The following is a 26,036-nucleotide window of genomic DNA, read 5'->3' as shown; positions in this document are numbered from 1 at the left end:
GTGTGTTTAAATTGCTTGCAAAATTACAATTTATAATGATTCATAAGCATTTTTTCATAGACTTTATCAGGAAGTATTCGCTTTAAAACAATAGAAAACTTTTGCATAAAAGCCCCAACTTTATAATGTATTTTTGGTGAAGGAGTTTCGATAATTTTGTAAACTGCTTCTGCCATTTCGAGAGGGTTGCTTCCACTATCCACATGTTCATTCATAGCTTGAAGTATATTACCATAAACCACTTCATAATCAGAACCTTTAATAATAGGAGCGTGATATCTTCCTGCTGCAATATTTGTTGCAAAATCACCAGGTGCAATGTTTGTAATTGTTATACCAAAAGATTGTACTTCCATACGTAGCGCTTCTGTAATGAGTTCCAAAGCACCTTTAGAAGCGGAATACACACTTCGATAAGGCAACCCCATATACCCAGCAATAGAAGTTACATTGATAATTAATCCTGATTTTTGAAGACGCATTTGTGGTAGAACTGCCTTCATAACTTCGATGGGACCGAATAAATTGGTTTCGAAATTATTTTTTATTTCTTCTGATGGAATCTCTTCTAAAGGCCCTGTAATACCAACCCCTGCATTGTTAATTACTACATCTATTTTTCCAGAAGTAGTAATAATATAATCCACAGCTTCTTTAATTGATGCTACATCTCTAACATCAAGTTTGATTAAAGGAAAAACAGAATCCTTATTCAAAGCAGGATTTCTACTTGTACCGTAAACAACAAAACCTTTTTGTTGTAAATAAATACCAATTGATTTACCAATACCCGAAGACCCGCCTGTTATCAATACAACTTTACTCATTATTTTATGTTTATTATTTACCAATATACTTGGTAAAATCATTTTAAAGTTAAAACCGCTTTGGGTAAAAATAAAAAAATCTTCCAAGAGGAAGACTACATTTGATAAAAAGAAATAAAAAAAGGCAAGCGACCTACATCGCACCGCTCAACCGCTTACCCTTGCTGCGTTCCCACCCTGGGGGAGTCTGCAGGAGCTGGTCGTGTAGGACTTGCCGGTGCAAATATACAATCTTTTTATATTTTTGCAAGAGCTTTGACTCTTAAAAATATCGTTGTATATTGGCTTAATTAAAAAAATTAGAAATGAAAAAACTCAACCTCCTTTATATCATTTTATTAGGAATTATTTTAACCAACTGTGGTAACACAAAAAATGGTGAAAATTCTATTTTTACTATTGATAATTCTACTTTTAAACCTTTTTACACAACAAAAGATGTCTTAAAAGTTGGTGTTTTGAATCCAAATTCTAAAACAATTGACAGTATTGTATATTACATTAATGATGTCAAAATCTCCACTAGTAAAGGAAATGCAGGTCTTGATTTTCCATTCAACAATCAAAAATTAGGCTACCAAAACATTAAAGCCTTGGTTTATTTTGGAGGAGATAGTTCTGAAGCAACCGCTAGAATAGAATTGGTTTCTGATGTGCAACCAAAATTATTAAAATACACCATCGTCAATACATTTCCTCATGATGTAAAATCTTTCACCGAAGGATTAGAGTTCTATAAAGATACACTGTATGAAAGTACTGGTCAAAAAGGTTCCTCTTATATCAGAAAATATGACTATAAAACTGGAAAAATATTCAAGCAAATTGATTTAGACCCAGCTTATTTTGGTGAAGGTATCACAATTTTGAATAATAAAATTTACCAACTAACTTGGCAAGAGAAAACTGGTTTTATTTATAATGTTAATACTTTCAAACTAGAAAAAAAATTCACCTATGATAAAGAAATTGAAGGATGGGGAATGACCAATGATGGAAAAAACATATTTCATACTGATGGTACTGAAAAAGTATGGACTTTAAACCCTTCAACTCAAAAGTTAGAAACAAATATCAATGTATATTCTGGTACTTCTAAAATAAAAAGTATCAATGAACTCGAATATATAAATGGCAAAATATATACTAATGTTTGGTTAAAAGATGCCATTGCAGTTTTCAATCCAGCAAACGGAGCAGTTGAAGGAGTTTTGGATTTATCAAAATTAAGAAAAGAATTAAAAAGCCCTACAGCAGAAGCGTTAAATGGTATAGCATACAACCCAAAAACCAAAACCATCTTTGTTACAGGTAAAAACTGGGATAAAATGTTTGAGATTAAAGTCTCTGAATAATTTTTTTTAAAACAAACACACAAGTTTCACAGATTTCATGAATCTATTCATGATTATTTGTGAAATTTGTGTTTACACACATCATATTATGACTACATTAATCACCAACATAAAAGAACTTTTGCAAGTACGAAACTCTGATATTTTAAAAGTTTCTGGAGCAGAAATGGCTATTTTACCAACCATCAAAAATGCGTATTTAGTTATCCATAATGATTTGATTGCTGATTTTGGTTCAATGGAAAACCTCCCTAATTTAAAGGCCTATAAAACAATTGATGCCAGTGGTAAAATTGTACTCCCTACTTGGTGTGATAGCCATACACATATTGTTTATGCTGGAAATCGGGAACAAGAATTTGTAGACAGAATCAACGGTTTGACTTATGAAGAAATCGCAAATCGTGGTGGTGGTATATTAAATTCAGCTCAAAAATTAAACGAAACCTCCGAAGAAGAATTGTATCACCAATCAGAAGAAAGACTTAAAGAAGTAATACAATTGGGAACTGGTGCCGTAGAAATAAAATCGGGATACGGATTAACCGTAGAAGGTGAGCTAAAAATGTTGCGTGTTATAAAAAAATTGGCCAGCAACTACCCTATTGCAATTAAAGCTACTTTTTTAGGAGCACACGCCTTCCCTAGCCTATTCAAAGACAATAAAGAAGCCTATATTGATTTAATTATTAATGAGATGCTTCCTGAAATCGCTAACGAAAATTTAGCTGATTTTATAGATGTTTTTTGTGAGAACGGCTATTTTACGGTAGCACAAACCGAAAAAATTATTGCGGCTGGAATTCAATATGGATTGCAACCAAAAATCCATGTCAACCAGTTCAATTCTATTGGTGGAATTCAAGTTGGAGTTCAAAATAAAGCGCTTTCTGTTGACCATCTTGAGGTAATGAAACCCGAAGATATAGAAGTACTAAAAGGAACCGTAACAATGCCAGTTGCTTTACCGTCTTGCTCTTATTTCCTGAGTATTCCTTACACTCCTGCACGTGAAATGATAAAAGCAGGGCTTCCGCTAGCTCTAGCCACAGATTTTAACCCTGGCTCTACGCCGTCTGGGAATATGAACTTTGTTGTCGCAACAGCTTGTATCAAAATGAAAATGACTCCTGAAGAAGCTATAAATGCTGCTACGCTCAACGGCGCTTACGCTATGGGAATCAGTTCTACTCATGGAAGTATTACTATAGGAAAAAAAGCCAATCTTATCATCACAAAACCTATCCCTTCCTATTATCAAATACCCTATGCTTTTGGAAGTAATCTCATAGAAAGTGTACTATTGAATGGCAAGCTTTACCAATAAAAAAAGGAGGAATTTACATTCCTCCTTTTTTATAAAAATCTAAATTTTCTTTATTATCTCAAAGTAAAACTTGTTTTAGAAACCAATACGTCTTTATCGAAAATATTGATAAAATAAGCTCCTTTTTCAAAGTTTTTCCCTGGTAAATCTTCAGAAACATTTACCGTTTTATTTTCATATGTTACTGTTGTAGCAAAACTGTAAGTCAAAGTGTTTTCTCCAAAAGTTTCAGTTTGTTTTTCTCCCAAAACATTGTTTTTACTATCAATAACCTGAACATAATAAGTTTTATCACCAGATTTTGCAATTTGATTCTCAGCAATAGTAAAACTAATTTTTAAGATATCTGCTCTACTTGCTTTATCTGTTTCAATTTGTTTTCCAGAGCTTCTCAATTTATAAGCTGATGTTTTGGTATTCAAAATAGTTAATTTCGCACCTTTTTCAACGGTTTTAGAAAGTTCTTCGTTTTGACCAACTAAAACCTCGTTAAACTTTTTAGACTCACCTAAAACTACTACAGTACTGTCTCTTTGAGCAGTTACTTTTTCATTCGCTATTTTCAATCCTTCATTTTCTGTCATCAAAGCTTTCATTTTGTTTTGTAAAGCTGATAATTGTGTCTTGAATTTTGAAACATCGCCTTTAGATTGATTTAACTCGTCCATAAGAGCAACGATTTTGTCTCTTTCTTGGATTAATTCTTCAGACATTGAAGTGTTTTCAGCAATTGCTGCGTCATAAGTTGTTTTTAACGTTTGTAGATCCTTCATTACAGATTCTTTCTCCGTTAAAGTCGTTGTTAATTCCGATTTAACCACCTCTGCGTCGGAGGACATTTTGAAAATATATACTAAACTACCTACTAATAATACTGCTAAAACGGCAATAATTGCCTTTAGACTTGAATTGTTTTGTTGTTTTTCCATGCTTTTTTAATTTTTATTCAAATTTAGGGATATAATACAAAGATATAACGTCTGTTAACATATTTATAGTATTTTTGAAATAAAAAAAATGGAAAAATTAATCCAATTCACCGCAAGTGATCTGGCTAAAATTACCAATCATAGAAGTGGGGAAATTAAGTTCGGTGAAAAAATGGTTACCATACCAAAGGGCACAGATCTTAATTCCTTTATTAAAACTACTGAGGCAAAATATGTTTTATTAGGAATTCCTGAAGACATAGGGATTAGAGCCAATTATGGCAGACCCGGAGCAGCATCAGCATGGGAAAGCGCTATTAAAAGTATTGCAAATATCCAGCATAATCGTTTTTGCAAGGGCAGCCAAATTCTTGTTTTGGGACAAATAGATGTCCAAGAACAAATGAATGAAGTAGAAAATCTAGACTTCAATGATGTAGATGACCGATCAAAACTCAGTCAATTAGTAAAGAAAATAGATAAAGAAGTATCTTATATTGTTTGTAAAATTATTCAAGCGGGCAAAATACCTATTATCATTGGCGGTGGACACAACAATTCCTACGGAAACATAAAAGGAACCGCATTAGCAAAAGGAAAAGCAATTAATGCTGTTAATTTCGATGCTCATTCCGACTTCAGAATTCTTGAAGGAAGGCACAGTGGCAATGGTTTTTCCTATGCATTTGAAGAAGGTTTTCTTAAAAAATACTTCATTTTTGGCTTGCACGAAAATTATACCTCAAAAAGTGTACTAGACATTATTAAGAAACTTGAAGATCGCGTTCGCTATAATACATATGATAGCATTAATATTAGGAAAGAAAAAGACTTCAGACAAGAAATGGCTGTAGCACTAGATTTTATTAAAAATGACCCCTTTGGAATAGAAATTGACTTGGATGCAATTCCAAATATTGCCAGTAGTGCAATGACTTTGAGTGGTTTTTCTATAGAAGAATTAAGAAGTTTTATTTCCTTTTTTGCTAAACAAAAAAACACTTCTTATATTCATATTTGTGAAGGTGCTCCAGATTTAGATCAAGAAAAAAACAATCACTTAATTGGAAAATTAATTGGTTATTTAGTAACCGATTTCATAAAAGGATACAACTTAAACTTATTGTAGAGCATCAACAAAACCTATCGATAATTTAAAAGAAAAACCTTCGATTATTAAATAAAATAGGCAACAAAAATAATAACACTATCTTTGTTGCCTTATTCTTTGTACTATACAAAGAATTTAAATTTCAAAAAATATGTTATTCGAAGATTTATCCCTTTCAAAAAGTATACAAAAAGCAGTGTTTGAAGAAGGCTATACAGAGCCAACTCCAATACAAGAACAATCGATTCCGTTAGTTTTGTCTGGTAGAGACTTAGTAGGTTGCGCACAAACAGGAACTGGAAAAACAGCTGCATTCGCAATACCTATTATCCATCAGTTACACCGAATCGTAGGGTCATCAAAAAAAGCCAAGGTCGTTAGAGCCCTTGTAGTAACTCCTACTAGAGAATTAGCTGTTCAAATTGGACAAAATTTTGACACCTATGCAAAATATACTAATCTAACGCAATTAACTATTTTCGGAGGTGTCTCACAAAATCCTCAAGTTGACACCTTAAGACAAGGAGTTGATGTTTTAATTGCTACTCCAGGAAGACTATTAGACCTTCACAAACAAGGTTTTATCAACTTAGATCATTTACACACTTTAGTTCTAGACGAAGCAGATCAGATGCTGGATATGGGATTCGTAAATGATGTAAAGAAAATCGTTAAGCTAACTCCAAAAAATAGACAAACACTTCTTTTCTCCGCAACAATGCCAATTGCAATAAGAGAATTGGCAGAAATGTTTTTAACTGATCCTGCTACGGTTACGGTTTCTCCCGTATCCTCTACAGCAGAAAAAGTGGAACAACGCTTGTATTTTGTTGAGAAATCAGAAAAAAGAAACCTTTTATACCATTTAATTAAAAATGAAAATCTAACTGATGTTTTAGTGTTTTCAAGAACAAAACATGGTGCAGACAACGTTGTAAAAGCATTACGTAAAAAAGGTATTCCAGCCGAAGCAATTCATGGCGATAAATCACAAAATGCTAGACAAAGAGTTTTAGATGCTTTCAAAAAAAAAGAAGTTGGTGTTCTTGTAGCTACTGATATTGCTGCAAGAGGAATCGACATTGATCAATTGCCTTTTGTAATCAACTTTGATTTACCCAATATTCCCGAAACCTACGTTCATAGAATTGGACGAACAGGTCGTGCAGGAAATGGTGGGATTGCCATTTCTTTTTGTGGAAAAGATGAGCACCCTTATTGGAAAGACATTCAAAAGCTAATTAAGGTTGATGTTAAAACTATCAGTGATCATCCCTATCCATGGCAATCGGGAAATCCTGAAACACCAAATGAAAAACCAAAAAATTCAAACAGAAGTGGTGGGGCACACAAATCAAGAAAATCTGCAAATGCAAAACAAAATAAAAAACGTTGGTACTAACCAACGTTTTTTGCATCATATATTAATGTACTCATTGCTTTGAAAAGCTTCGATTGATCAAATGGTTTGATAATTATATCATTCATTCCTGCAGAAATAGCCTCTTCAGAAATTTCCTCTTTATCAAAAGCCGTTAAAGCAATAATTGGAGTGGTAATATTTTTATTTCTTATCAAACGGGTAGTTTCAAACCCATTCAATAATGGCATATTAATATCCATTAAAATAATATCAAAAATTTCGGTTTCAAGAATTTTCAAAGCTTCATATCCATCATCAACGACAAAACATTTATAGAGATTTTTCTCCATTATCTTTTTAGTTACCAATTGATTTATTCTATTATCCTCAACGACCAATACTTTGAAGATTTGACTGGTTGACAAATCAACTCTAATATTATTAATCAAATCATTCGTTTTATCAAGATCACTTTCAAAAGGTATGCTAAAACTAAATGTTGTTCCTTCTCCAAGGGCACTATTTAAAGTGATTTCGCTTCCAAATAGATGTAATAATCGCTTAACAATAGACAATCCTAGTCCAGTACCTTGATAATCTGTATCATTTCGACCTACTTGAACAAATTTATCAAAGATTTTATCTTGGTCTACAGCAGCAATTCCCACTCCAGTATCTTTTATTTTAAAACCAATATGATTTATTTTTCCTTCCTTCTTTTCTAAAACAACGTGTATTGAAATTACTCCGTTTTTTGTAAACTTCAACGCATTGCTTACTAAATTCATAATAATTTGAGAGAAACGTAACTTATCTCCAATCACGTATTCTGGGATTTTGGGGTCAACCAGCAACTCCACTTTATTTTTATTGTTTTGAGACAAAAAGGACAGAGAACGAATAATCATTTCTATTTCATCATAAATATTAAAAGTCATACTCTCAAGCACTACCCTATTTTCTTCTATTTTATTAATTTGTAAAATATCGTTCACTAGAGAAAGTAAATATCTTGCAGAAAACTTTAAGGAACTTAAATGCTGACTTTTGGATAAATCTTTATATTCATCAATAAGCATGTTTGTGATTCCAATTACTCCATACAAAGGCGTTCTTAATTCATGACTAATAGTAGAGACAAATTGAGATTTCATTTGCGAAGCTTCTTCAGCTTTTTCTTTAGCCAATAACAAATCATTATTTGCAATGGTCAATTCTCTATTAACTTTTCTTTTAAAACTATTGTTTCTTATCAAAGTAAAAATCAACATTAGTAAAACAAAAAGAACTATTACAAATAAAATAACAATAATTTTAGATTTTCTAAGGTTTTGATTTTGAGCTTCTTTTATAAGCTCAATTTTTGTTAACTCCCTTTTGTATTCATCAAGTTCAAGATTTAAGCCAGCTATAGAAGCTTTAAAGAGTTTATCTTCATTGTAAATTTTATCTTTAATTTCATTGAATTTATTCAAATGAATATAAGCTTCTTTGTAATTACCCATTCTAAAAAGCATTTTTGAAAACTCATTATGTGCATAAGAAACATCATTCAACTCATTGAATTCGTATCCTAACGAAATTGCTTTTTCAAAAAACACTCTTGCCTTTTTGTAATTACCAATATGAGAACTATACATGCCATTAATCATTTGGTAAACAACGCTCAAAGCATCATTTCCATATTGCTTAAAATTGGCATTACAATAATTTAAAAACAACAAACCTTCTTCAAAATTTGAATTATCGAAATAAGCCCATGTAAGATTTAAGCTAGTAAGTAAAGTGTAGGTATGATTGGAAATGTTTTGGCTATGAAAAATAGCTTTTTTATAATGCTTAACTCCTAGCTCATATTGTCCCTTTTCAAAACAATATAAATTTCCTAAATTATTATTAGCCTTAAATTTTAGGCTATCATTTGTAGTTTTGTTAGCATAAAACAATGCTTTCTTATAATATTCAATCGATTTATCAAACTCCGAAAATTCATTGTAATTAGAACCAATAGTATTGTAAGAAGCAGCTATCAATATACTATCATTCATTAATAATGCTTTTTTCAAAACCTCTCTTGATAGCAATAGAGACTTTTCAAAATCTTGTTCCCTGAAGTATTTAGTCGCCTGTCTTGATTTTTGTAAAAGACTATTTCTTACAAAATCAGCATTTTGAGCAGTTAAAAAAGAATTTAAGCTGAAAAATAAAACAAAGAATAATACAACTCGATTTGGGAACATAACCGCTCATTATTTATTCAAATATACATTTATATATAAATAAATAATCATTTAATTTTAGAAATTTATTGAAGTAATTTAAAAATTATCACAATTTAACACGTATAATGCTATTTTATTAAGACTAAAAAAACCTACTTAATTTACTAAGCAGGTTCTATTAAAAAAATATGATTCTATTTTATTTATCTTCTTCCCATTTTCCAACTACGGAAGTAGCCAATGCATTTCCTAATACATTTGTAGCACTTCTAAACATATCGCAAAAATGGTCTATTGGAAGAATTAAAGCAATTCCTTCTACAGGAATATCAAACATTCCACAAGTAGCAGCTACTACTACCAAACTAGCTCTTGGTACTCCAGCAATCCCTTTACTAGTCAACATCAACACAAACAACATTGTAAATTGAGTTGGCAAATCCAAATGAATCCCATATGCCTGAGCAATAAAAATACCAGCAAATGTCATGTACATCATACTTCCATCAAGATTAAATGAGTAACCAAGTGGTAGCATAAAAGAAACGATTTTATCTTTTACCCCAAAATTCTCTAATTCTTCGGTTAATTTTGGAAAAACAGCTTCAGAACTTGTAGTACCAAATGCAATAATCAATGGACTAACTATTCGTTGCAACAAAACTTTCATTTGTTTTCCCAAGAAGAAATAACCAACTAAAATAAGTATAACCCACAAAGTACTTATTCCAATCAAAAACGAACCGAAAAACTTAAAATAAGTAATCGCTAGTTCATTAAAATCTCTTACAGCAAAAACACCCGCAATTGCACCAAAAACACCAATAGGAGCAAAATTCATCACAAAATTCACCATTTTTAAAACAATATGTGAAATCTTATCCATTGCATTAACAATAGGTTTTGCAGTTTCTCCTAATGAGGCAGCAGCTAATCCAAAAAATATTGAAAAGACAACAATTTGAAGTATTTCATTTGTAGCCATCGCTTCAAAAATACTTTTAGGAACAATATGCTCGATGAAATTATTAAAGGATAAACTTTGTGTTTTTGAAGTAACATCAGATACTGAAGCAGCATCTACATTTGAAAGATTCAATCCAACACCAGGTTCTAAAATATTCACATAGAACATACCTATTAAAAGAGAAATAAAAGAAGCAGTAAAAAACCATCCTAAAGCCTTTCCACCAATTCTTCCAACTGCCTTTATATCACCCAATTTTGCTATTCCTACAACAAGAGTTGTAAAAACTAATGGAGAAATAATCATTTGAACCAAACGAATAAATACGGTAGCCAAAATCTTTATTTTGTTACTAAATTCTTGGGCTGCTTCTGTCGATGCAGAATTATGTATTACTACACCTAATACAGCACCCAAAAGCATAGCAATTAAGATTTGTCCTGTTAGACTTTTGAAAAAAGGTTTCTTAGAAGTTTGGTTTGATTCCATCGGTTGTTTAAATATTAATTTGAAAGTATTTAGCTCGTTAAAATACTAAAATATAATTTGAATCTATAAATAAGTCTTGTTTAACAAATAGAAATCTGCCAAAACAATTGCTGCCATTGCTTCAACAATTGGAACTGCTCTTGGAACAACACAAGGGTCGTGTCTTCCTTTTCCAGTCATTTCTACTATATTTCCTTGATTATCTATTGTTTCTTGCATTTGCATAATTGTCGCAACAGGCTTAAAAGCTACTCGGAAATAAATATCCATTCCGTTACTAATACCACCTTGAATTCCACCAGATAGATTTGTTTTTGTGGTACCATCTGCATTATACAAGTCATTGTGTTCGCTACCTTTCATTTTAGCTCCGCAAAAACCACTTCCATATTCAAAACCTTTAACGGCATTAATAGAAAGCATGGCTTTTCCTAACTCAGCATGCAATTTATCAAAAACTGGCTCTCCTAATCCAACAGGGACGTTTTGAATTACACAAGTCACAGTTCCACCAACGGTATCCCCTTGTTTGCGAATATCTCTTATATACTCTTCCATTTTCGCTGCCATCTCTTCATCAGGACAACGAACAAGATTACTCTCAATTTTAGAAAAATCAATGTCTTGATAAGGTTTTTCTAGAAAAAGAGGCCCTACTGAAGATACGAAAGCATTGATTTTAATATTGGAAAGCATTTGTTTTGCAATAGCACCAGCCACAACTCTACTAGCTGTTTCTCTAGCAGAACTTCTTCCTCCGCCTCTATAATCACGTGCACCATACTTTTGGTCATAAACGTAATCCGCATGGCTAGGGCGATAATTATCTTTTATATGAGAATAATCATCAGACTTCTGATTCGTGTTGGGAATAATAAAACCAATAGGAGTACCTGTAGTTTTTCCTTCAAAAATTCCAGATAAAAACTGTACTGCGTCTGGTTCTTTTCTTTGAGTTACAATAGCTGACTGACCTGGCTTTCTCCTTGCCATTTCTAATTCTATCGCTTCAAAATCAACTGTGATTCCTGGAGGACAACCATCAATGATTCCGCCAAGTGCTTCTCCATGTGATTCTCCAAAAGTAGTTATCTTATATAATGTTCCGTAACTATTTCCTGCCATCTTAAAATATTTTAAGCAAATGTAAGTTTTAAGAATTAAACAAAAAAATTTCGTTGATGTTATATTTTGATATTTTTAATACAAAACAATGTTTTTTAGTTAAATTTTTTCTTTTTAAACAATAATAAAAATAAATTTCAACTATAAACCTTTTTAAAAAGTCAATACAAATAAAACAAAAAGACAACTTGATGTAAAAACAGCCATAAACAACTTAAAAAATAAAAACAAGAAGATGAATTCTTTTATCGTTTAAGCATCTTTATATTGTTAAAAAATTAAAATAAATTATGACTACTTATATTTTTTTTAACTTTACCTACGTTAACAGCATAAATACTAATTATTTAAATTACAAATTATGAAAAAATTACTTTTAGGAATGTTCTTTTTGGGCTTAACGCATTTTGCTAGCGCACAAGAAATTGGGGTTAGATTTGGTGATGTAACAGGCAATGATGTTGCCGTTGATGCGGTATTTTCTGCTGGTAAATTCAGCCGCATACACGCTGATGTTTCTTTTGGAAATGGAGGCGTTGGTGTGGAAGCTCTGTATGACTTTATCTACAGACCACTAGGAGGTGAATCTTTTAATTGGTATTTAGGTGTTGGACCTTCTGCTTTTATTGGAGATGATTTCTTATTAGGCGCAAGTGGTGAAATTGGTCTTGAATACAAATTCAAAGGAGCTCCAATAGCCTTAGGTTTAGATTGGAGACCTACACTTTGGATTGTCGAAGAAACCGACTTTCACGCGGGAGGATTTGGTCTTAACTTAAGATATGTATTTTAATCTTTATCAAACCAATAAAAAAGGGAAGCAAAACTGCTTCCCTTTTTTATTGGTATTTTTGAATTGCTCGCTGATAGAGATCTTCATATAAGGGCAAGATTTTCTTTATATCAAATTTTTCAGCAATACTTAAAGCATTCCTCTTAAATTTATTTAAAACATCATCATCTTTTAAGATTGTTAAGGCATTTTTAGCCATTTCATCAACATTTCCAACATCACTTAAAAAACCTGAGAAGCCATCAAAATTAACTTCAGGCAAACCACCAGAATTACTAGAAATAACAGGCACAGAACAAGCCATAGCTTCAAGAGCTACTAATCCAAAACTTTCGGTTTGTGAAGGCAACAAAAACAAATCTGTAAGGCACAAAATTTTATCAATTTCATTACTGTTCCCAAAAAAGATTACTTTGTCTTGAATTCCTAACTCAAAACAAAGTTCTTCGGCTTTTTCTTTTTCAGGCCCATCCCCAACCATCATTAATTTGGCAGGTATCTCTTTTTGAATTTTATAAAATATCTTAACAACATCAGGAATTCTCTTTACTCCTCTAAAATTACTAATATGAGTAATTATTCTTTCATCAGCTGCCGCCATTACGGATCTATGACAAGGGGTATTTGGGTCTTTTTTTTCTTTATCTAAATCAATAAAATTAGGAATCACCTGAATTTCATTTTTAATAGAAAACAATTTAAGGGTATCCGCTTTTAGACTCTCAGAAACCGAAGTTACAAAATCAGATTTATTGATACTAAAAGTAACAGCTGGTTTATAAAAAGGATGATTTCCAACCAAAGTAATATCAGTACCATGTAATGTTGTAACCATAGGTATATTTATACCCTCGTCTTTAAGCATTTGTTTAGCCATATAACCTGCATAAGCATGAGGAATGGCATAATGCACATGAAGCACATCTATTTTGTATAGCTTTACCATATCAACTAGCTTACTGGAAAGCGCAAGTTCATACGGTTGATAATGAAATAATGGATATTCTGGAACATTTACTTGGTGGTAATGCACATTTGGATTTAAAAGTGCTAAACGAACTGGTTGACTATATGTTATGAAGTGAATTTCATGCCCTCTTCTTGCTAGTTCAAGACCTAATTCTGTTGCTACAACACCACTTCCACCAAATGTGGGATAACAGACAATTGCTATTTTCATGAATTTATTTTAGGGTAACGAATTTACTCAAAAATGAGTTATTAAAAGTTAAGAAAAGTTAAAAATCAACTATAATTGTTCTTTACTTCTTTTCTTATTCAACCATTTATTGATTTTATAAGTTAGATAAGCTGAACCACTACCAACAAGAGCTCCAGCTATAACATCTGTAGGATAATGAACACCCAAATGCATTCTTGAATAGCCAACAGCAGATGCCCATACAAAAGATGGCGCAATAACATACCATTTGGGATAAGCAATACTCAAAGAAGTAGCTGTCGCAAAAGCAATGGAAGTGTGTCCTGAAGGCATAGAATATCCGCCAGCAGAACTTAATTTTTCAATTTCTGGATAGGTGACAAAAGGTCGATCTCTTTTAATAGCTTCTTTTAAGACAATGGTCACAAATACTGAAGCGGCAACCGATTCTCCAATAAAAATGGCATCTTTTTTTAATTGTTCATCTTTATTAATTAGTCCAACTGCATACATTGTAAGAGGTGTACCAATACTAACAATAGCATAACTATTGGTAATATGCTTAAATGTAGGGTCTAAATTCTCATTGCGATTCAAATTGACTGAACGCAAAGTATTGATATCCCAGTTTTGGGAAAACAAACTTGATGTCAAGAGTAGCAAAAAGAAGGAAAAGAAATACTTCGTCATGTAAAATAAGGAATAGATAAAAAAAAACTAGATTAAGCATACTCTATAATCTAGTTTTTTAAATAATTTTAAAAGAATCGACTGTGCCAACTATCGGCTGCGGGAACTTCCCATGATTCATTAAACTCTTGAATATTATTGACTAAATTATTAAAAACAATAGTGTTCTCAGTTACCGCTTTATCTTTTACCATTTTCTTGAAATCAAGTAATGGTTTATGCGCAACATGTTCACCTAATTTGAATGTAACATTCATCTTATCCAATAAATCTACATCGTATTTCTTTTCTAAACTTTGGATGAATTCAACAGAGCTATCAATTGAACAACCCGTTGCAGCTTGAACTTCTTGGTTTACTGCAATAATTATAAAACGATTGTATTTTAAAAGATAAGATGACTCCAAACTTGTACCATGAGCGGCCCAATCTTTCAAAAAAGCTTGTAATGATTCTTCTATTTCGGTCATTTCAGCATCAGAAAACTTTCTGTTAGATTGATAAATCCATATTCTAGATTCCTCAGGTAAACTTTCAAAGGGTACGTACATAGTTTTGAATTAAATTCTATTATAAATCTTGAGCGTTAGCAATAAGTTCAGCAATGTCTAACACTTTTACATCAGCTTCTTTTTCTTTATTCTTTATACCATCAGTAAGCATCGTATTACAGAAAGGACATCCAGCAGCAATAATACTTGGTTGTACTTCTAAAGCGTCTTCTGTTCTTTCGATATTAACTTCTTTATTACCAGGCTCAGCATCTTTAAACATTTGTGCACCACCAGCACCACAACATAATCCATTGGCTTTTGAACGCTTCATTTCAACTAACTCAGCATCTAACTTTTGGATTAAATCTCTTGGCGCTTCATAAATTTGATTCGCTCTTCCTAAATAACAAGGATCGTGGAACGTGATTTTTTTACCTTTAAATTGACCTCCTTCAATAGTCAAACGACCATCGTCAAGCAAGGATTTTAAAAATTCAGTATGATGCACTACCTCATAGTGACCACCCAATTCAGGATATTCATTTTTTAATGTATTAAAACAATGAGGACAAGCAGTTACGATTTTTTTAGCTTCGTATGCATTCAAAACCTCAATATTCATCATCGCTTGCATCTGAAACAGGAATTCGTTACCTGCTCTTTTAGCTGGATCTCCTGTACAACTTTCCTCTGTACCCAATACGGCAAAAGAAACGTTAGATCGATTTAAAATTCTAACAAATGCTTTAGTTATTTTCTTGGCTCTATCGTCAAAACTTCCAGCACAACCTACCCAAAACAATACTTCGGGTTGTTTGCCTTGAGCTAACATTTCGGCCATTGTAGGCACTACTAAATTTTCTGACATTGTATTTTGGTTATTAGTTAATGGGCTAAGAACTTAACCGATTAAAAATTTAAACTTTTTATTATATTTCGTTTTTCCAATTCAAACGGTCTTGTTGATTGTATTGCCAAGGAGCACCGTTGTTTTCAATATTGGTCATCATTGCATTCAAAGGCATTGGTGCAGCACTTTGCTCCATAACCAAATAACGACGCATATCCAAAATGATTGATAATGGACTAATATTCACAGGACATTCTTCAACACAAGCATTACAAGAAGTACAAGCCCAAAGTTCTTCGGCTGTAACATAATTATTCAAAAGAGAAATAGAATCTGGAACAAAAACACCTTTATTTTTGTCAATATTTCTTCCCACTTCTTCCAAACGGTCTCTCGTATCCATCATAATCTTACGTGGAGACAACTTCTTACCCGTTTGATTTGCTGGACATGAAGAAGTACAGCGCCCACATTCTGTACAAGTGTAAGCGTTCATTAACTGTACCCAATTCAAATCCATTACATCGCTGGCGCCAAATTTACTTGGAGCTGCATTAGCATCAGCAGGAGCTGCAAAAGGATCTGCATTTGGATCCATCATTAACTTCACTTCATTTGTAACTGAAGCTAAATTATCAAATTGACCTTGAGGTTTTAAGTTGGCAAAATAAGTATTGGGGAAAGCCAAAAGAATATGTAAGTGTTTTGAAAAATATAAATAATTCATAAAAATCAAAATACCAACAATATGCAACCACCAAAAAGCTTCTGATAAAAGCATCACCAATTCGTTAGACATTCCATTGAAAATAGGCTCTATAAATTGACTGATTGGAAAGGAACCCGCTTTGATGAAATGAGAAAAGCCTCCCGGTACTTGTTGCAAATGCAAATCGGATGCATTCATCAACAAAAACAAAGACATCAAAACTACTTCAAAATATAAAATATAATTCGCGTCATTCTTAGGATATCCATTCAAGTCTGAACTTATAAAACGCTTTAAACGAATAATATTTCTTCTGGTCCAAAAAGTAAAAACAGCTAGTAATACTAAAACCGCTAAAATCTCAAAAGAACCAATAAGGAAATCGTAAGTTCCGCCCAAAAAAGCAAAAACACGATGCGTACCAAAAAGCCCATCAATTATGATTTCTAATAATTCTATATTAATGATTATGAATCCAAGGTAAACAACAATATGTAAAATTCCAGCAACTGGTCTTTTTACCATTTTTGATTGTCCTAAGGCAATCATTGCCATATTTTTCCATCGCTCTTTAGGATTATCACTTCGGTCAACTGCAGTACCTAACTTAATGTTTCGAATGATTTTTTTGACATTCATAAAGAAATATCCAAAACCAATTGCCAAAACGATGGCGAACAATACATTGTCTAAAAAATTCATATAATTAGTTATTAGCTTTTACTATTGAATCAGCAGCAGGAGCTACATAAGGTTTGTTTTTCTTTCCAAAGACAGAAACATTAACGTATCTCGTAGGGTTCAAGCGAACATCTTGAAGTAACAATTCCAACTCTTTTGATGTTTTTGATAAATTAGCATAAAGTACTTCATCATTAAGTAATTTACCCATAGTTCCTTTTCCTGATTGCAAATTACTCATTAACTTGTCTACATTAGCCAAAGTTCTATTCAATTCTTTTACTGTTTTTCCTAAATCAGCTTTTTGCAAAGAATCTGAAATTTTAGAAAAATCACCAGAAACTTTATTAAAATTAGTTACTATGCCATTAATTTTAGACTTATTCGTATCTAAAATTCCATTAACACTAACCGAAGCTTTATGAAATTGCTCCATAATCTTACTCAATTCAGCCAAGCTGTTTTTCAAATCAGCTTGTCCTTTTTGATCTAAAACAGTATTGATTCCGTTAATCATTTGATCAGCACTTACCAATAATTTTTCAATTTTTTGCTGAACTGGAACTAGTTTTTCGCCTACACTTGCAGCCATACCTAATTCAATGTCACCTTTTATAGTTGCACCATCTTCAATTAAGGATGTATCATTAAGATTTGGATGAATAGCAATTTGCTTACCTCCTATCAATCCCGGCTCATAGATAACGGCAGTACTGGTTTTAGAAATTGGAAAATCTGTATTTATTTGTAATTCAACTTGAAGTTTTCCTGTAGTGTTGTTAATGGTAATACTGGCAACTTTACCAATTACTAATCCATTTAACGTTACTGCAGAAGAAGGAGCTATCCCTTCTACATTACTATACTCTACAAAATATGTCTTATAGTTAGTAAAAAGATCTCGGCCTTTTAAAAAGCTATAACCCCAAATAAATAATAAAATAGCAGTAATTACTATAATAGCTGTTTTGATTTCTCTTGTTAGTTTCAAAATATAAGATTTTGCGCAAAAATAATATAAAAATTTAACTTCAATGAATTATTTAGTCGCTTCTTGAATACTAATTTTCTTTCCATTTTTATAAGCTATCAGAAAAGCAGAATCAAAGCCTTTAGCTTTAGCCATTTTTAAGTTTTCTTTGGCAACATTATAATCTGTTGTTTCGCCATAAAAATATTTATACAAATTATTTTCGCGCTCCATTGAAATAAAATTTAATCCTTTAAAATTTTTAGGTTGCAACTCTAGCTGAATATAACTTGCGGACAATTGTACTTTAAAAATAGTTCCTGTAGTTGGTACTGTAGCTACCTTAGGGGCTTCATGAAAATCAGAGGTGTCTTTAGGTTTTATGACTTCTTTTTTTTCAGTAGAATCAATTTTTGGTGTGGAATTATCAAAAAACTCATTTTCGAAAAAATTGTTTTTATATCTTATTATCGCTTTGGCAATTGCTTGTGCTATATCATTTTGACCTTCTTCAGAAACTAAAATAGCACCCTCTGCAGGATTAGAAATAAATCCCATCTCTACCAAAACTCTTGGCATATAAGCTTTATGCAAAACCATATAAGGCGCTTGTTTTACTCCTCCTCCACGTATCTTTTTTCCTAAATTTTGAAATTCATCTTCAATGTTTGAAGCTAAAGAAATACTATTATCTAAATATTCCTCTTGCATCAAAGTCATACCAATCATAGTCTCCGGAGAGTTAGGATCAAAACCCTCATACTTTTGCTTGTAATCTTTTTCTAAAGTAATTACAGAGTTCTCTTTTTTAGCAGCTTCCAAGTTTGAGGCAATTTTAGTCATCCCCATAACATAAGTTTCAGTACCGTCTGCTGCTGTATTTTTATTGGCATTGCAGTGTATAGAAACAAATATTGAGGCTCTAGCTCTGTTAGCAATATTTGCTCGTTCTATTAAATCAATAAAAACATCCGTTTTACGTGTATAAATAACTTCAATTTTTTTTGACTCTTCAAGAATTTTTCCAACTTTCAAAACTACAGCTAATGCAACATCTTTTTCAACTCGGCCGCTGTATTTTGCACCTGCATCATGACCTCCGTGTCCCGCATCTAAAGCCACACGAAATACTTCGGATTGACTGTAAGAAAAAAAAGAAAAAAAGAAGAAGGTAATAATAAACATTACTTTTAGACAAATCTTTGTATTCATAAATTTAAAAGTTAATTTTTATTAGGAGGCGTCCGCTATAATTTTGTTAATTGATTATTTTTGCAAAAAAATATATGTAAGTTTGGTGCTTCAAAAAGCAAGCCATCATTTTTACAAAAATAGCATTAAAACCTTTGCATACAAACTTATTTCATATCGTTTTAATATCATTTTTTCTTACACTAGGAACTACTAGTGCTTATTCGCAAGATATAAAGAAAAAAAATACAACTATTCCTCCAAAAAAGGAAACTACAAAAGCAAAAGAAGACAAAAGTAAAAACATTGCCCCTACTCCAACTAAAGATTCAATCAAAGTGGATACGGTCAAAGTAAAAAAGGCTTTTTTGGAAGGAAAAGTAACTTACAAAGCACAAAATTACACCAAAATAGACCAAAAAAAGAAGCTGATTACACTTTATGATAAAGCTGAATTATATTACCAAGACATTGAGTTAAAGTCTGGAATTATAGTTATGGATTATGAGAAAAATGAAGTATATGCTGGACGAATCAAAGATTCTACTGGTAAATACACCCAATATCCCAACTTCAAGCAAGGGACTAATGTAGTAGAACCAGATTCTATACGTTTTAATTTTAAAACCAAAAAAGCATTGATTTGGAATTCAAGAACTGACCAAGGTGAATTTAAAATCAAAGCTGCTATTACCAAAAAAGAAAATGATTCGGTTTATTTTCTAAAAGGAGCACGATTTACCACTTCAAAAGATGTTGACAATCCGGAATACTATTTTCAAACGAATAAAGTAAAATTTATTCCGGGGAAAAAAGTTATTACTGGATTAACCAATATGGTCATTGCCGATGTGCCAACACCAATCGGTCTTCCTTTTGCTTATTTCCCGATGAGCAAAGAAACCAGTATTTCAGGTATCATTTTACCAAACTACAACGACTCCAATGCCCGTGGTTTTTCATTACAAAATTTTGGATATTACTTTGCTTTGAGTGATCATTACGATTTAACTGTACTTGGCGATTATTACACCAACGGTAGTTATGGAATGCGGGTAGAATCAAGCTATGCAAAACGATACAATTATAGAGGAAATTTCAATTTTAGATTCGAAAACCTAATCAACAGTGAAAGAGGTTATCCTGATTATTCTAAACAGACAATTTACAATATTCAATGGTCACATTCCAAAGACTCAAAATCAAACCCTAATTCTACTTTCTCAGCTTCAGTAAACTTAGGTAGTAGTAAATATTTCCAACAATCTATAAATGTGGTGAATTTAGGATCCAATCTCAACAATACATTGAGTTCTTCGGTTTCGTATTCTAAAACATTCAACTCTATTCCGCAAGTAAGAATGTCGCTATCCGCCACACATTCGCAAAACACTCAAACCAGCGAAATCAATATGACTTTGCCGACGCTTCAGTTAAGTGTAGATAGAGTTTTTCCTTTTGCAAAAGGAGACGGCATCAAGAAAGGTTTTATCAAAAACATCAATTTACAATATAACTTAAACGGAAGAAATAGCTTTGTAACTACCGACTCTTTATTCTTTAAACCTGAAATGTTTAAAAATGCTCAAGTTGGTATGCAACACAGTATTCCTATTAGCACCAACTTTAAGTTATTCAAATATTTTAGTGCTTCGGCTTCGGCAAATTATAACGAGGTTTGGTATTTAAAAACAATTAGAAGATTTTATGATACCAATCAAAGTAAAGTCGTTGACGAGACCGTAAACGGTTTTGATGCTTTTAGAACTTATACTTTGTCTAGTAGTATTGGAACCACAATCTATGGTACTTTTAACTTTGGTAAAGACAAAAAAATAAAATCCATTCGACACGTCATGCGTCCTTCTATTTCGTATGGCTACACTCCTAGTTTTGAAAAATACTACGACACCTATGCCGCTGATGCAAGTGGTACCATGATAAAACCTTACACCCGTTTTGAAGGCGGAATCTATGGAGCGCCAGGTATTGCCAATTCTAATAATATAGGGTTTGACTTAAGCAATACTTTTGAAGCTAAAGTAACTGATAGCGATACCACGAAAGTAGAACCTAAAAAAATCATGTTATTAAACAATTTCAACCTATCAACAAGCTATGATCTTAATGCCGATGGCAAGACAACTTTGGCTTGGTCACCTGTACGTGTGAGTGGAGGAACTCAATTGTTCAAAAACAAAATGAATGTGAATTTTGGAGCCACCTTAGACCCTTATGCAATTGACAATTCTGGTACCCGAATCAATATGTATAATATAAACAATGGTGGAAGTTTATTCAGAATGACGAGCGCCAATATGACTTTAAATTATTCTATTTCGAGTAGTGAATTTGATGATAAGAAAAAAGATGACGATCAGGTTAAAAGAAATGGCGGAAGAGAAGATGATTTGTTTGGAAAAAGCAGGGATATACTAAATCAAAAAAGTCAATTTGACGACAAAGATGATTCTAAAGACGAAGATGCTATTACAACTTTATTCAAATCTAAATTGCCTTGGGATATGACTTTTGCTTACTCCCTAACCTACGGAAACAACAATCGTGAAAAGAAAATCATCAATAACTCCATTATGATTTCTGCCAATGCTGATTTAACACCAAAATGGAAAGGTGGAATCTCCACGGGTTATGATTTTGTACAAAAAGGAGTAACTTTTACACAAATACGTTTTGAAAGAGATTTACTAAGCTGGAGAATGGACTTCAATTGGACACCTTTTGGTGACTATTCGAATTGGAATTTCTTCATCGGTATTAAATCAGGCGTATTAAGTGATATTAAGTGGAATAAACAAAGAGTAAACGACAGAACCATACGATAACAACTTTTTTTATGAAAAAAATAATTTTTACAGACAAAGCACCTTCACCAATTGGACCTTATAATCAAGCCGTTTTAAAAGGTGATACATTATACACATCTGGACAAATTGCCATTAATCCGGCAACTGGTAATTTAGTTACCGATTCTATCCAAGCAGAAACAGAACAAGTTATGCAAAATATGAAAGCGGTTTTAGAAGCAGCAAATATGACGTTTGAGAACGTAGTAAAAACCAGTATCTTCATTATGGATATGAATGATTTTGGTGCGATCAATGAAGTATACGGTTCTTATTTTAACGAAAAAACCGCTCCAGCACGTGAAACGGTTCAAGTGGCATGTTTGCCAAAAAATGTAAATGTAGAAATATCTATGATTGCTGTGCTATAGCATTTAGTAACAACTGAGCAGTAGCTCCATTCGTTGCCAAAGGTACATTGTGTACATCACAAACCCTGATCAACATATTAATATCTGCCTCGTGTGGGTGACTGGACAACGGGTCTTTAAAAAAAAGTACCATATTCGTTTTCCCTTCACCTACTCTTCCGGCAATTTGAGCATCACCTCCAAGCGGTCCCGAAAGCATTTTTTTAACTTTGAAACCAGCCTCTTCAGCTTTCCCTCCAGTAGTTCCAGTTGCAATTAACTTGATATTTGAAGAATCAAGAATCGCTCTATTTTTGATTAAAAACTGAACCAATTCTGATTTCTTCCCATCGTGTGCAATAATAGCTATTTCCATTATATTAACTATTAGCAACGTGATATGCAATTAAACCATCAATTGGTCTACGCAACACATTACCTAATTTCATTTCATATTTATCAAAAGTCACTTGTAATTCTTCTTTCAAATAGAAAGCAATAGAACCTACAAAATGAACAGGAACTTCTTGATAATTATCAAATTGCTTGATATAATTTTTTACGAAAGACTTCATTCCTTTGTAAATAATTTTTTTGCAGAATTCTTCTTCTTTATGTTTGATTAAAAACTTTGCAAATGTTGCCAAATACGCATTCGGATTAGGCTCTTTGTATAATTTGCTTTTAATAAAATCAGGATCCACATTGTATTCCTTTTCAAACTCTTCTGCAATGTGTTTTGGCATTTTATTAAAATAGTACTTTCTAATTAGTTCCTTACCAAAAACATTTCCACTACAATCATCCATAATAATATATCCTAATGATTGCACTTTTTGATGCAATTTTTTACCATCAAAATAACTACAATTTGAACCTGTCCCCAAGATGCTTACAATAGCTTCTTCTCCTTTAGGAGTAGTAGCATACACCGCTGCATAAGTATCTTCTTCAACTGATACAATTGCATTTGGGAAATAGTCTTGAAAAATAAGAGTTAAGGACTCTTTCATTCGAGCTGTTCCGCAACCTGCACCATAGAAAAATAAATGAGTTGCAGTTTTTTTGTTTTGTAAAATATCGAAACGATCGTTCAAACGATCAATAATTTCGTGACCTTCTAAAATTTCAGGGTTTAATCCAAGCGTTTGGGTTGTAAATAGGACTTTTCCTTTGTCATCAATTGCAATCCAATCTGCTTTTGTTGAACCACTGTCTACTATTAATTTCATATACTTTTTTTTGAATTTGGTTTTATATACAAAAATACACAAGAAATGGATTAAACCTTCTTGTGTTTTTTTGTATAAACAAAAAGATTCCAAAAGCTATTGCTTCTGGAATCTTGCTTATTTTCTTATTTTAAACCTGCAATATGAACAGACAAGTCAATCAATTTGCTTGAATATCCATACTCATTATCGTACCAAGATACTAGTTTAAAGAAAGTAGAATTTAAACCAATTCCTGCTGTAGCGTCAATGATTGACGTTCTTTTATCAGAGATGAAATCCTGAGAAACCACTGCATCTTCAGTGAATCCCATAATTCCTTTCAATGTAGTTTCAGAAGCTAATTTCAACGCAGCCATAATTTCTTCGTATGAAGTTTCTTTAGCCACTTTTACCGTTAAATCTACTACAGAAACGTCTGCTGTAGGAACACGGAAAGCCATACCAGTTAATTTTCCATTTAATGCAGGGATAACTTTTCCAACAGCTTTTGCAGCTCCAGTTGAAGAAGGAATGATGTTAATTGCAGCAGCACGTCCACCTCTCCAGTCTTTTCTTGAAGGACCATCAGCAGTCATTTGAGTTGAAGTTGTAGCGTGAACTGTAGTCATTAATGCTTCTTCAATTCCGAAATTATCGTGAATAACTTTAGCTAAAGGAGCTAAACAGTTTGTAGTACAAGATGCATTTGAAACAACTAAATCAGAAGCTTTTGCAGTTTCGTGGTTTACTCCCATTACAAACATTGGTGCATCAGCAGATGGAGCAGATATGATTACTTTTTTAGCACCACCTTTAATGTGCTCAGTTGCAGTTTCGATAGTTGTAAAAATACCTGTACATTCAGCAACTACATCAACATCTACTTCATTCCATTTTAAGTCAGCTGGGTTTCTTTCAGCAGTAATACGGATGTTTTTTCCATTTACATATAATTTTCCTTCTTTCACTTCAACAGTTCCGTCAAAACGTCCGTGAACAGAATCATATTTCAATAAGTAAGCTAAGTGATCAACGTCTAATAAATCATTGATTGCTACTACTTCTACATTATCTCTATTGAAAGACTCTCTAAAAACAATTCTTCCAATTCTTCCAAAACCGTTTATTCCTAATTTTACTTTTGACATTTTTACTTAATTTAAATTATTTTTTATTTTTATTTGTTTCTATTGAATACTAAATTGACATAATATCAGATACACGTAGTAACTCTCTATCAATTTCTGTATGTCCTTTAATTGCTTGTTCTAGTGGAGTTAATTCAATTTTATCATTTAATAATCCCACCATAAAATTTGTTTTTCCTTCAAGAATAGTTTCTACAGCTTTCACACCAAGTCTACTAGCTAAAACTCTATCAAAACAAGAAGGAGCTCCACCACGTTGCATATGACCTAAAACCGAAACACGCACGTCGTATTCAGGAAAATTAGATTCTACATAATCTTTTAGTTCAAAAACGTTTTTACCTGTTTTATCACCTTCAGCAATTACAACAATACTTGACGTTTTACCTGTAGATTTGCTTTTCTTTAAAGAATCTAACAATCTTTCTAAGCCTAAATCTTCTTCAGGAATTAAGATCTCTTCTGCTCCAGCTCCAATTCCAGCATTCAAAGCAATATGTCCAGCATCTCTCCCCATTACTTCGATTAAGAATAATCGATTGTGTGAACTTGCAGTATCACGAATTTTATCAATTACTTCTACTACTGTATTTAAGGCAGTATCATAACCTAAAGTATGGCTAGTCCCATATATATCATTATCGATTGTTCCAGGAATCCCGATAACAGGAAAGCCATATTCGGTATTGAACAAAAGTCCACCAGTAAAAGAACCATCACCTCCAATAACTACCAAGGCTTCAACACCTTCTTTAACTAAATTATCATACGCTTTTTTGCGCCCTTCAGGAGTTTTAAATTCAAGCGAACGAGCTGACTTTAAAAAAGTACCTCCTTTATTGATAATGTTATTAACGCTTCTAGGACCTAATTCTTTGAAGTCTCCTTCAATCATTCCTTGATATCCTCTATAAATACCTACACACTCAATATTATGAAATGCACAAGTTCGAACAACAGAACGTATTGCAGCATTCATTCCTGGCGAGTCACCTCCAGAAGTAAGTACACCTATTTTTTTTATTGTTTTTGACATTTTTTAAGTATTAATATGTAAATTTAATAAACATAGACTACTTTTAATAATATCTTATTATATTTTTAATAAAAGAGCCGAAATTCAAACGTTTTCGTTGATAAGTTTTGGTTTTAGCAAAAAAAATTCATTAATTTTCAACAAAAACCAATAAAATAGTTTTTTT

23 protein-coding genes and 1 other RNA gene are annotated in these 26,036 nt (G+C 32.4%); 7 read left to right on the top strand and 17 right to left on the bottom strand.

Annotated features, from left to right (window positions below; genetic code table 11):
• Positions 1 to 23 precede the first annotated feature (23 nt).
• Together FLAVO9AF_RS03795 and ffs are read right to left on the bottom strand one after the other, a co-directional pair.
• A complete protein-coding gene (locus FLAVO9AF_RS03795) occupies positions 24 to 827 on the bottom strand; it encodes an SDR family oxidoreductase (RefSeq protein ID WP_159684522.1) in 804 nt (267 codons plus the stop codon).
• A gap of 119 nt (positions 828 to 946) precedes the next feature.
• Positions 947 to 1,044: signal recognition particle sRNA small type (gene ffs, locus FLAVO9AF_RS03790), an RNA gene on the bottom strand.
• A gap of 88 nt (positions 1,045 to 1,132) precedes the next feature.
• Between ffs and FLAVO9AF_RS03785 the strand changes: the two genes are divergently transcribed.
• Positions 1,133 to 2,182, top strand: coding sequence for a glutaminyl-peptide cyclotransferase (locus tag FLAVO9AF_RS03785; protein ID WP_159684519.1), 1,050 nt, complete (start codon positions 1,133 to 1,135; stop codon positions 2,180 to 2,182).
• Positions 2,183 to 2,270: 88 nt separating this feature from the next.
• The gene (gene hutI / locus FLAVO9AF_RS03780) at positions 2,271 to 3,509 is read left to right on the top strand and encodes an imidazolonepropionase (RefSeq protein ID WP_159684516.1); all 1,239 of its coding nucleotides are present in this window, start codon (positions 2,271 to 2,273) and stop codon (positions 3,507 to 3,509) included.
• Positions 3,510 to 3,562: 53 nt separating this feature from the next.
• Here the strand turns inward: hutI and FLAVO9AF_RS03775 are convergent, their stop codons facing one another.
• Positions 3,563 to 4,438: a hypothetical protein gene (locus FLAVO9AF_RS03775; RefSeq protein WP_159684513.1), complete on the bottom strand. Its 876-nt coding sequence runs from the start codon at positions 4,436 to 4,438 to the stop codon at positions 3,563 to 3,565.
• 88 nt (positions 4,439 to 4,526) lie between these two features.
• Between FLAVO9AF_RS03775 and FLAVO9AF_RS03770 the strand changes: the two genes are divergently transcribed.
• Together FLAVO9AF_RS03770 and FLAVO9AF_RS03765 are read left to right on the top strand one after the other, a co-directional pair.
• Positions 4,527 to 5,567: a formimidoylglutamase gene (locus FLAVO9AF_RS03770; protein ID WP_159684510.1), complete on the top strand. Its 1,041-nt coding sequence runs from the start codon at positions 4,527 to 4,529 to the stop codon at positions 5,565 to 5,567.
• A gap of 133 nt (positions 5,568 to 5,700) precedes the next feature.
• Positions 5,701 to 6,951, top strand: coding sequence for a DEAD/DEAH box helicase (locus FLAVO9AF_RS03765; RefSeq protein ID WP_159684507.1), 1,251 nt, complete (start codon positions 5,701 to 5,703; stop codon positions 6,949 to 6,951).
• Here FLAVO9AF_RS03765 and FLAVO9AF_RS03760 read toward each other — a convergent pair.
• The 3 genes from FLAVO9AF_RS03760 to aroC form a co-directional block, all read right to left on the bottom strand.
• Entirely contained in the window at positions 6,948 to 9,152 is a 2,205-nt protein-coding gene (locus tag FLAVO9AF_RS03760; protein WP_159684504.1) for a response regulator, read from the bottom strand. The genes FLAVO9AF_RS03765 and FLAVO9AF_RS03760 overlap by 4 nt on opposite strands.
• Positions 9,153 to 9,333: 181 nt before the next feature.
• Positions 9,334 to 10,590, bottom strand: a complete 1,257-nt coding sequence (locus FLAVO9AF_RS03755) for a dicarboxylate/amino acid:cation symporter (RefSeq protein ID WP_159684501.1) — start codon at positions 10,588 to 10,590, stop codon at positions 9,334 to 9,336.
• 63 nt (positions 10,591 to 10,653) lie between these two features.
• A complete protein-coding gene (gene aroC, locus FLAVO9AF_RS03750; protein WP_159684498.1) occupies positions 10,654 to 11,715 on the bottom strand; it encodes a chorismate synthase in 1,062 nt (353 codons plus the stop codon).
• A 361-nt stretch (positions 11,716 to 12,076) separates the two neighbouring features.
• On the opposite strand from aroC, the gene FLAVO9AF_RS03745 reads away from it, so the two are divergent.
• Positions 12,077 to 12,508 (top strand): outer membrane insertion C- signal, encoded by a 432-nt coding sequence (locus FLAVO9AF_RS03745; RefSeq protein ID WP_159684493.1) that lies wholly within the window; start codon positions 12,077 to 12,079, stop codon positions 12,506 to 12,508.
• A gap of 46 nt (positions 12,509 to 12,554) precedes the next feature.
• On the opposite strand, the gene bshA is transcribed toward FLAVO9AF_RS03745, so the two are convergent.
• The 7 genes from bshA to FLAVO9AF_RS03710 all read right to left on the bottom strand — a co-directional run bounded on the left by bshA (position 12,555) and on the right by FLAVO9AF_RS03710 (position 19,276).
• Complete coding sequence (bshA, locus tag FLAVO9AF_RS03740) at positions 12,555 to 13,688, bottom strand: N-acetyl-alpha-D-glucosaminyl L-malate synthase BshA (RefSeq protein ID WP_159684490.1); 1,134 nt, start codon at positions 13,686 to 13,688, stop codon at positions 12,555 to 12,557.
• A gap of 69 nt (positions 13,689 to 13,757) precedes the next feature.
• Positions 13,758 to 14,360 carry a phosphatase PAP2 family protein gene (locus FLAVO9AF_RS03735; RefSeq protein WP_305069202.1) on the bottom strand — a complete coding sequence of 201 codons (603 nt, stop codon included), beginning with the start codon at positions 14,358 to 14,360 and terminating at the stop codon, positions 13,758 to 13,760.
• Positions 14,361 to 14,428: 68 nt separating this feature from the next.
• Positions 14,429 to 14,911: an ABC transporter ATPase gene (locus FLAVO9AF_RS03730; protein ID WP_159684486.1), complete on the bottom strand. Its 483-nt coding sequence runs from the start codon at positions 14,909 to 14,911 to the stop codon at positions 14,429 to 14,431.
• Positions 14,912 to 14,930: 19 nt separating this feature from the next.
• The gene (locus FLAVO9AF_RS03725; RefSeq protein WP_159684482.1) at positions 14,931 to 15,722 is read right to left on the bottom strand and encodes a (Fe-S)-binding protein; all 792 of its coding nucleotides are present in this window, start codon (positions 15,720 to 15,722) and stop codon (positions 14,931 to 14,933) included.
• 61 nt (positions 15,723 to 15,783) lie between these two features.
• Entirely contained in the window at positions 15,784 to 17,115 is a 1,332-nt protein-coding gene (locus FLAVO9AF_RS03720) for a (Fe-S)-binding protein (protein WP_159684478.1), read from the bottom strand.
• 4 nt (positions 17,116 to 17,119) lie between these two features.
• The gene (locus FLAVO9AF_RS03715; protein WP_159684474.1) at positions 17,120 to 18,085 is read right to left on the bottom strand and encodes an MlaD family protein; all 966 of its coding nucleotides are present in this window, start codon (positions 18,083 to 18,085) and stop codon (positions 17,120 to 17,122) included.
• Between the two features lie 48 nt (positions 18,086 to 18,133).
• Positions 18,134 to 19,276, bottom strand: a complete 1,143-nt coding sequence (locus FLAVO9AF_RS03710; RefSeq protein WP_159684469.1) for an N-acetylmuramoyl-L-alanine amidase — start codon at positions 19,274 to 19,276, stop codon at positions 18,134 to 18,136.
• 134 nt (positions 19,277 to 19,410) lie between these two features.
• Here FLAVO9AF_RS03710 and FLAVO9AF_RS03705 point away from each other — a divergent pair, with 134 nt between their 5' ends.
• Positions 19,411 to 22,101 (top strand): putative LPS assembly protein LptD, encoded by a 2,691-nt coding sequence (locus tag FLAVO9AF_RS03705; RefSeq protein WP_236552268.1) that lies wholly within the window; start codon positions 19,411 to 19,413, stop codon positions 22,099 to 22,101.
• An 11-nt stretch (positions 22,102 to 22,112) separates the two neighbouring features.
• Complete coding sequence (locus FLAVO9AF_RS03700) at positions 22,113 to 22,493, top strand: RidA family protein (RefSeq protein WP_159684466.1); 381 nt, start codon at positions 22,113 to 22,115, stop codon at positions 22,491 to 22,493.
• Here FLAVO9AF_RS03700 and FLAVO9AF_RS03695 read toward each other — a convergent pair.
• The 4 genes from FLAVO9AF_RS03695 to pfkA all read right to left on the bottom strand — a co-directional run bounded on the left by FLAVO9AF_RS03695 (position 22,474) and on the right by pfkA (position 25,870).
• Positions 22,474 to 22,848 (bottom strand): methylglyoxal synthase, encoded by a 375-nt coding sequence (locus FLAVO9AF_RS03695; RefSeq protein WP_159684463.1) that lies wholly within the window; start codon positions 22,846 to 22,848, stop codon positions 22,474 to 22,476. The genes FLAVO9AF_RS03700 and FLAVO9AF_RS03695 overlap by 20 nt on opposite strands.
• A 4-nt stretch (positions 22,849 to 22,852) precedes the next feature.
• Complete coding sequence (locus FLAVO9AF_RS03690) at positions 22,853 to 23,704, bottom strand: N-acetylglucosamine kinase (RefSeq protein WP_159684460.1); 852 nt, start codon at positions 23,702 to 23,704, stop codon at positions 22,853 to 22,855.
• A 125-nt stretch (positions 23,705 to 23,829) separates the two neighbouring features.
• Positions 23,830 to 24,834 carry a type I glyceraldehyde-3-phosphate dehydrogenase gene (gene gap / locus FLAVO9AF_RS03685; RefSeq protein WP_159684457.1) on the bottom strand — a complete coding sequence of 335 codons (1,005 nt, stop codon included), beginning with the start codon at positions 24,832 to 24,834 and terminating at the stop codon, positions 23,830 to 23,832.
• A gap of 49 nt (positions 24,835 to 24,883) precedes the next feature.
• Complete coding sequence (pfkA, locus tag FLAVO9AF_RS03680) at positions 24,884 to 25,870, bottom strand: 6-phosphofructokinase (protein WP_159684452.1); 987 nt, start codon at positions 25,868 to 25,870, stop codon at positions 24,884 to 24,886.
• Positions 25,871 to 26,036: the final 166 nt, after the last annotated feature.

Origin of the sequence: Flavobacterium sp. 9R (genome assembly GCF_902506345.1) — a bacterium.
Taxonomy (GTDB): domain Bacteria; phylum Bacteroidota; class Bacteroidia; order Flavobacteriales; family Flavobacteriaceae; genus Flavobacterium.
The sequence above is the reverse complement of the archived record's forward strand: the minus strand, read 5'-3'. Positions and strand labels throughout refer to the sequence as shown.

Excerpts from the sequence above, each read along its gene's own strand:
- hutI (WP_159684516.1), top strand. The coding sequence starts at position 2,271 with ATGACTACATTAATCACCAACATAAAAGAACTTTTGCAAGTACGAAAC.
- FLAVO9AF_RS03760 (WP_159684504.1), bottom strand. The coding sequence starts at position 9,152 with ATGTTCCCAAATCGAGTTGTATTATTCTTTGTTTTATTTTTCAGCTTA.
- FLAVO9AF_RS03710 (WP_159684469.1), bottom strand. The coding sequence starts at position 19,276 with ATGAATACAAAGATTTGTCTAAAAGTAATGTTTATTATTACCTTCTTC.
- FLAVO9AF_RS03775 (WP_159684513.1), bottom strand. The coding sequence starts at position 4,438 with ATGGAAAAACAACAAAACAATTCAAGTCTAAAGGCAATTATTGCCGTT.
- FLAVO9AF_RS03795 (WP_159684522.1), bottom strand. The coding sequence starts at position 827 with ATGAGTAAAGTTGTATTGATAACAGGCGGGTCTTCGGGTATTGGTAAA.
- FLAVO9AF_RS03755 (WP_159684501.1), bottom strand. The coding sequence starts at position 10,590 with ATGGAATCAAACCAAACTTCTAAGAAACCTTTTTTCAAAAGTCTAACA.
- bshA (WP_159684490.1), bottom strand. The coding sequence starts at position 13,688 with ATGAAAATAGCAATTGTCTGTTATCCCACATTTGGTGGAAGTGGTGTT.
- FLAVO9AF_RS03695 (WP_159684463.1), bottom strand. The coding sequence starts at position 22,848 with ATGGAAATAGCTATTATTGCACACGATGGGAAGAAATCAGAATTGGTT.
- FLAVO9AF_RS03720 (WP_159684478.1), bottom strand. The coding sequence starts at position 17,115 with ATGAATTTTTTAGACAATGTATTGTTCGCCATCGTTTTGGCAATTGGT.
- gap (WP_159684457.1), bottom strand. The coding sequence starts at position 24,834 with ATGTCAAAAGTAAAATTAGGAATAAACGGTTTTGGAAGAATTGGAAGA.
- pfkA (WP_159684452.1), bottom strand. The coding sequence starts at position 25,870 with ATGTCAAAAACAATAAAAAAAATAGGTGTACTTACTTCTGGAGGTGAC.
- FLAVO9AF_RS03770 (WP_159684510.1), top strand. The coding sequence starts at position 4,527 with ATGGAAAAATTAATCCAATTCACCGCAAGTGATCTGGCTAAAATTACC.
- FLAVO9AF_RS03765 (WP_159684507.1), top strand. The coding sequence starts at position 5,701 with ATGTTATTCGAAGATTTATCCCTTTCAAAAAGTATACAAAAAGCAGTG.
- FLAVO9AF_RS03745 (WP_159684493.1), top strand. The coding sequence starts at position 12,077 with ATGAAAAAATTACTTTTAGGAATGTTCTTTTTGGGCTTAACGCATTTT.
- FLAVO9AF_RS03690 (WP_159684460.1), bottom strand. The coding sequence starts at position 23,704 with ATGAAATTAATAGTAGACAGTGGTTCAACAAAAGCAGATTGGATTGCA.
- FLAVO9AF_RS03730 (WP_159684486.1), bottom strand. The coding sequence starts at position 14,911 with ATGTACGTACCCTTTGAAAGTTTACCTGAGGAATCTAGAATATGGATT.
- aroC (WP_159684498.1), bottom strand. The coding sequence starts at position 11,715 with ATGGCAGGAAATAGTTACGGAACATTATATAAGATAACTACTTTTGGA.
- FLAVO9AF_RS03735 (WP_305069202.1), bottom strand. The coding sequence starts at position 14,360 with ATGACGAAGTATTTCTTTTCCTTCTTTTTGCTACTCTTGACATCAAGT.
- FLAVO9AF_RS03785 (WP_159684519.1), top strand. The coding sequence starts at position 1,133 with ATGAAAAAACTCAACCTCCTTTATATCATTTTATTAGGAATTATTTTA.
- FLAVO9AF_RS03700 (WP_159684466.1), top strand. The coding sequence starts at position 22,113 with ATGAAAAAAATAATTTTTACAGACAAAGCACCTTCACCAATTGGACCT.
- FLAVO9AF_RS03725 (WP_159684482.1), bottom strand. The coding sequence starts at position 15,722 with ATGTCAGAAAATTTAGTAGTGCCTACAATGGCCGAAATGTTAGCTCAA.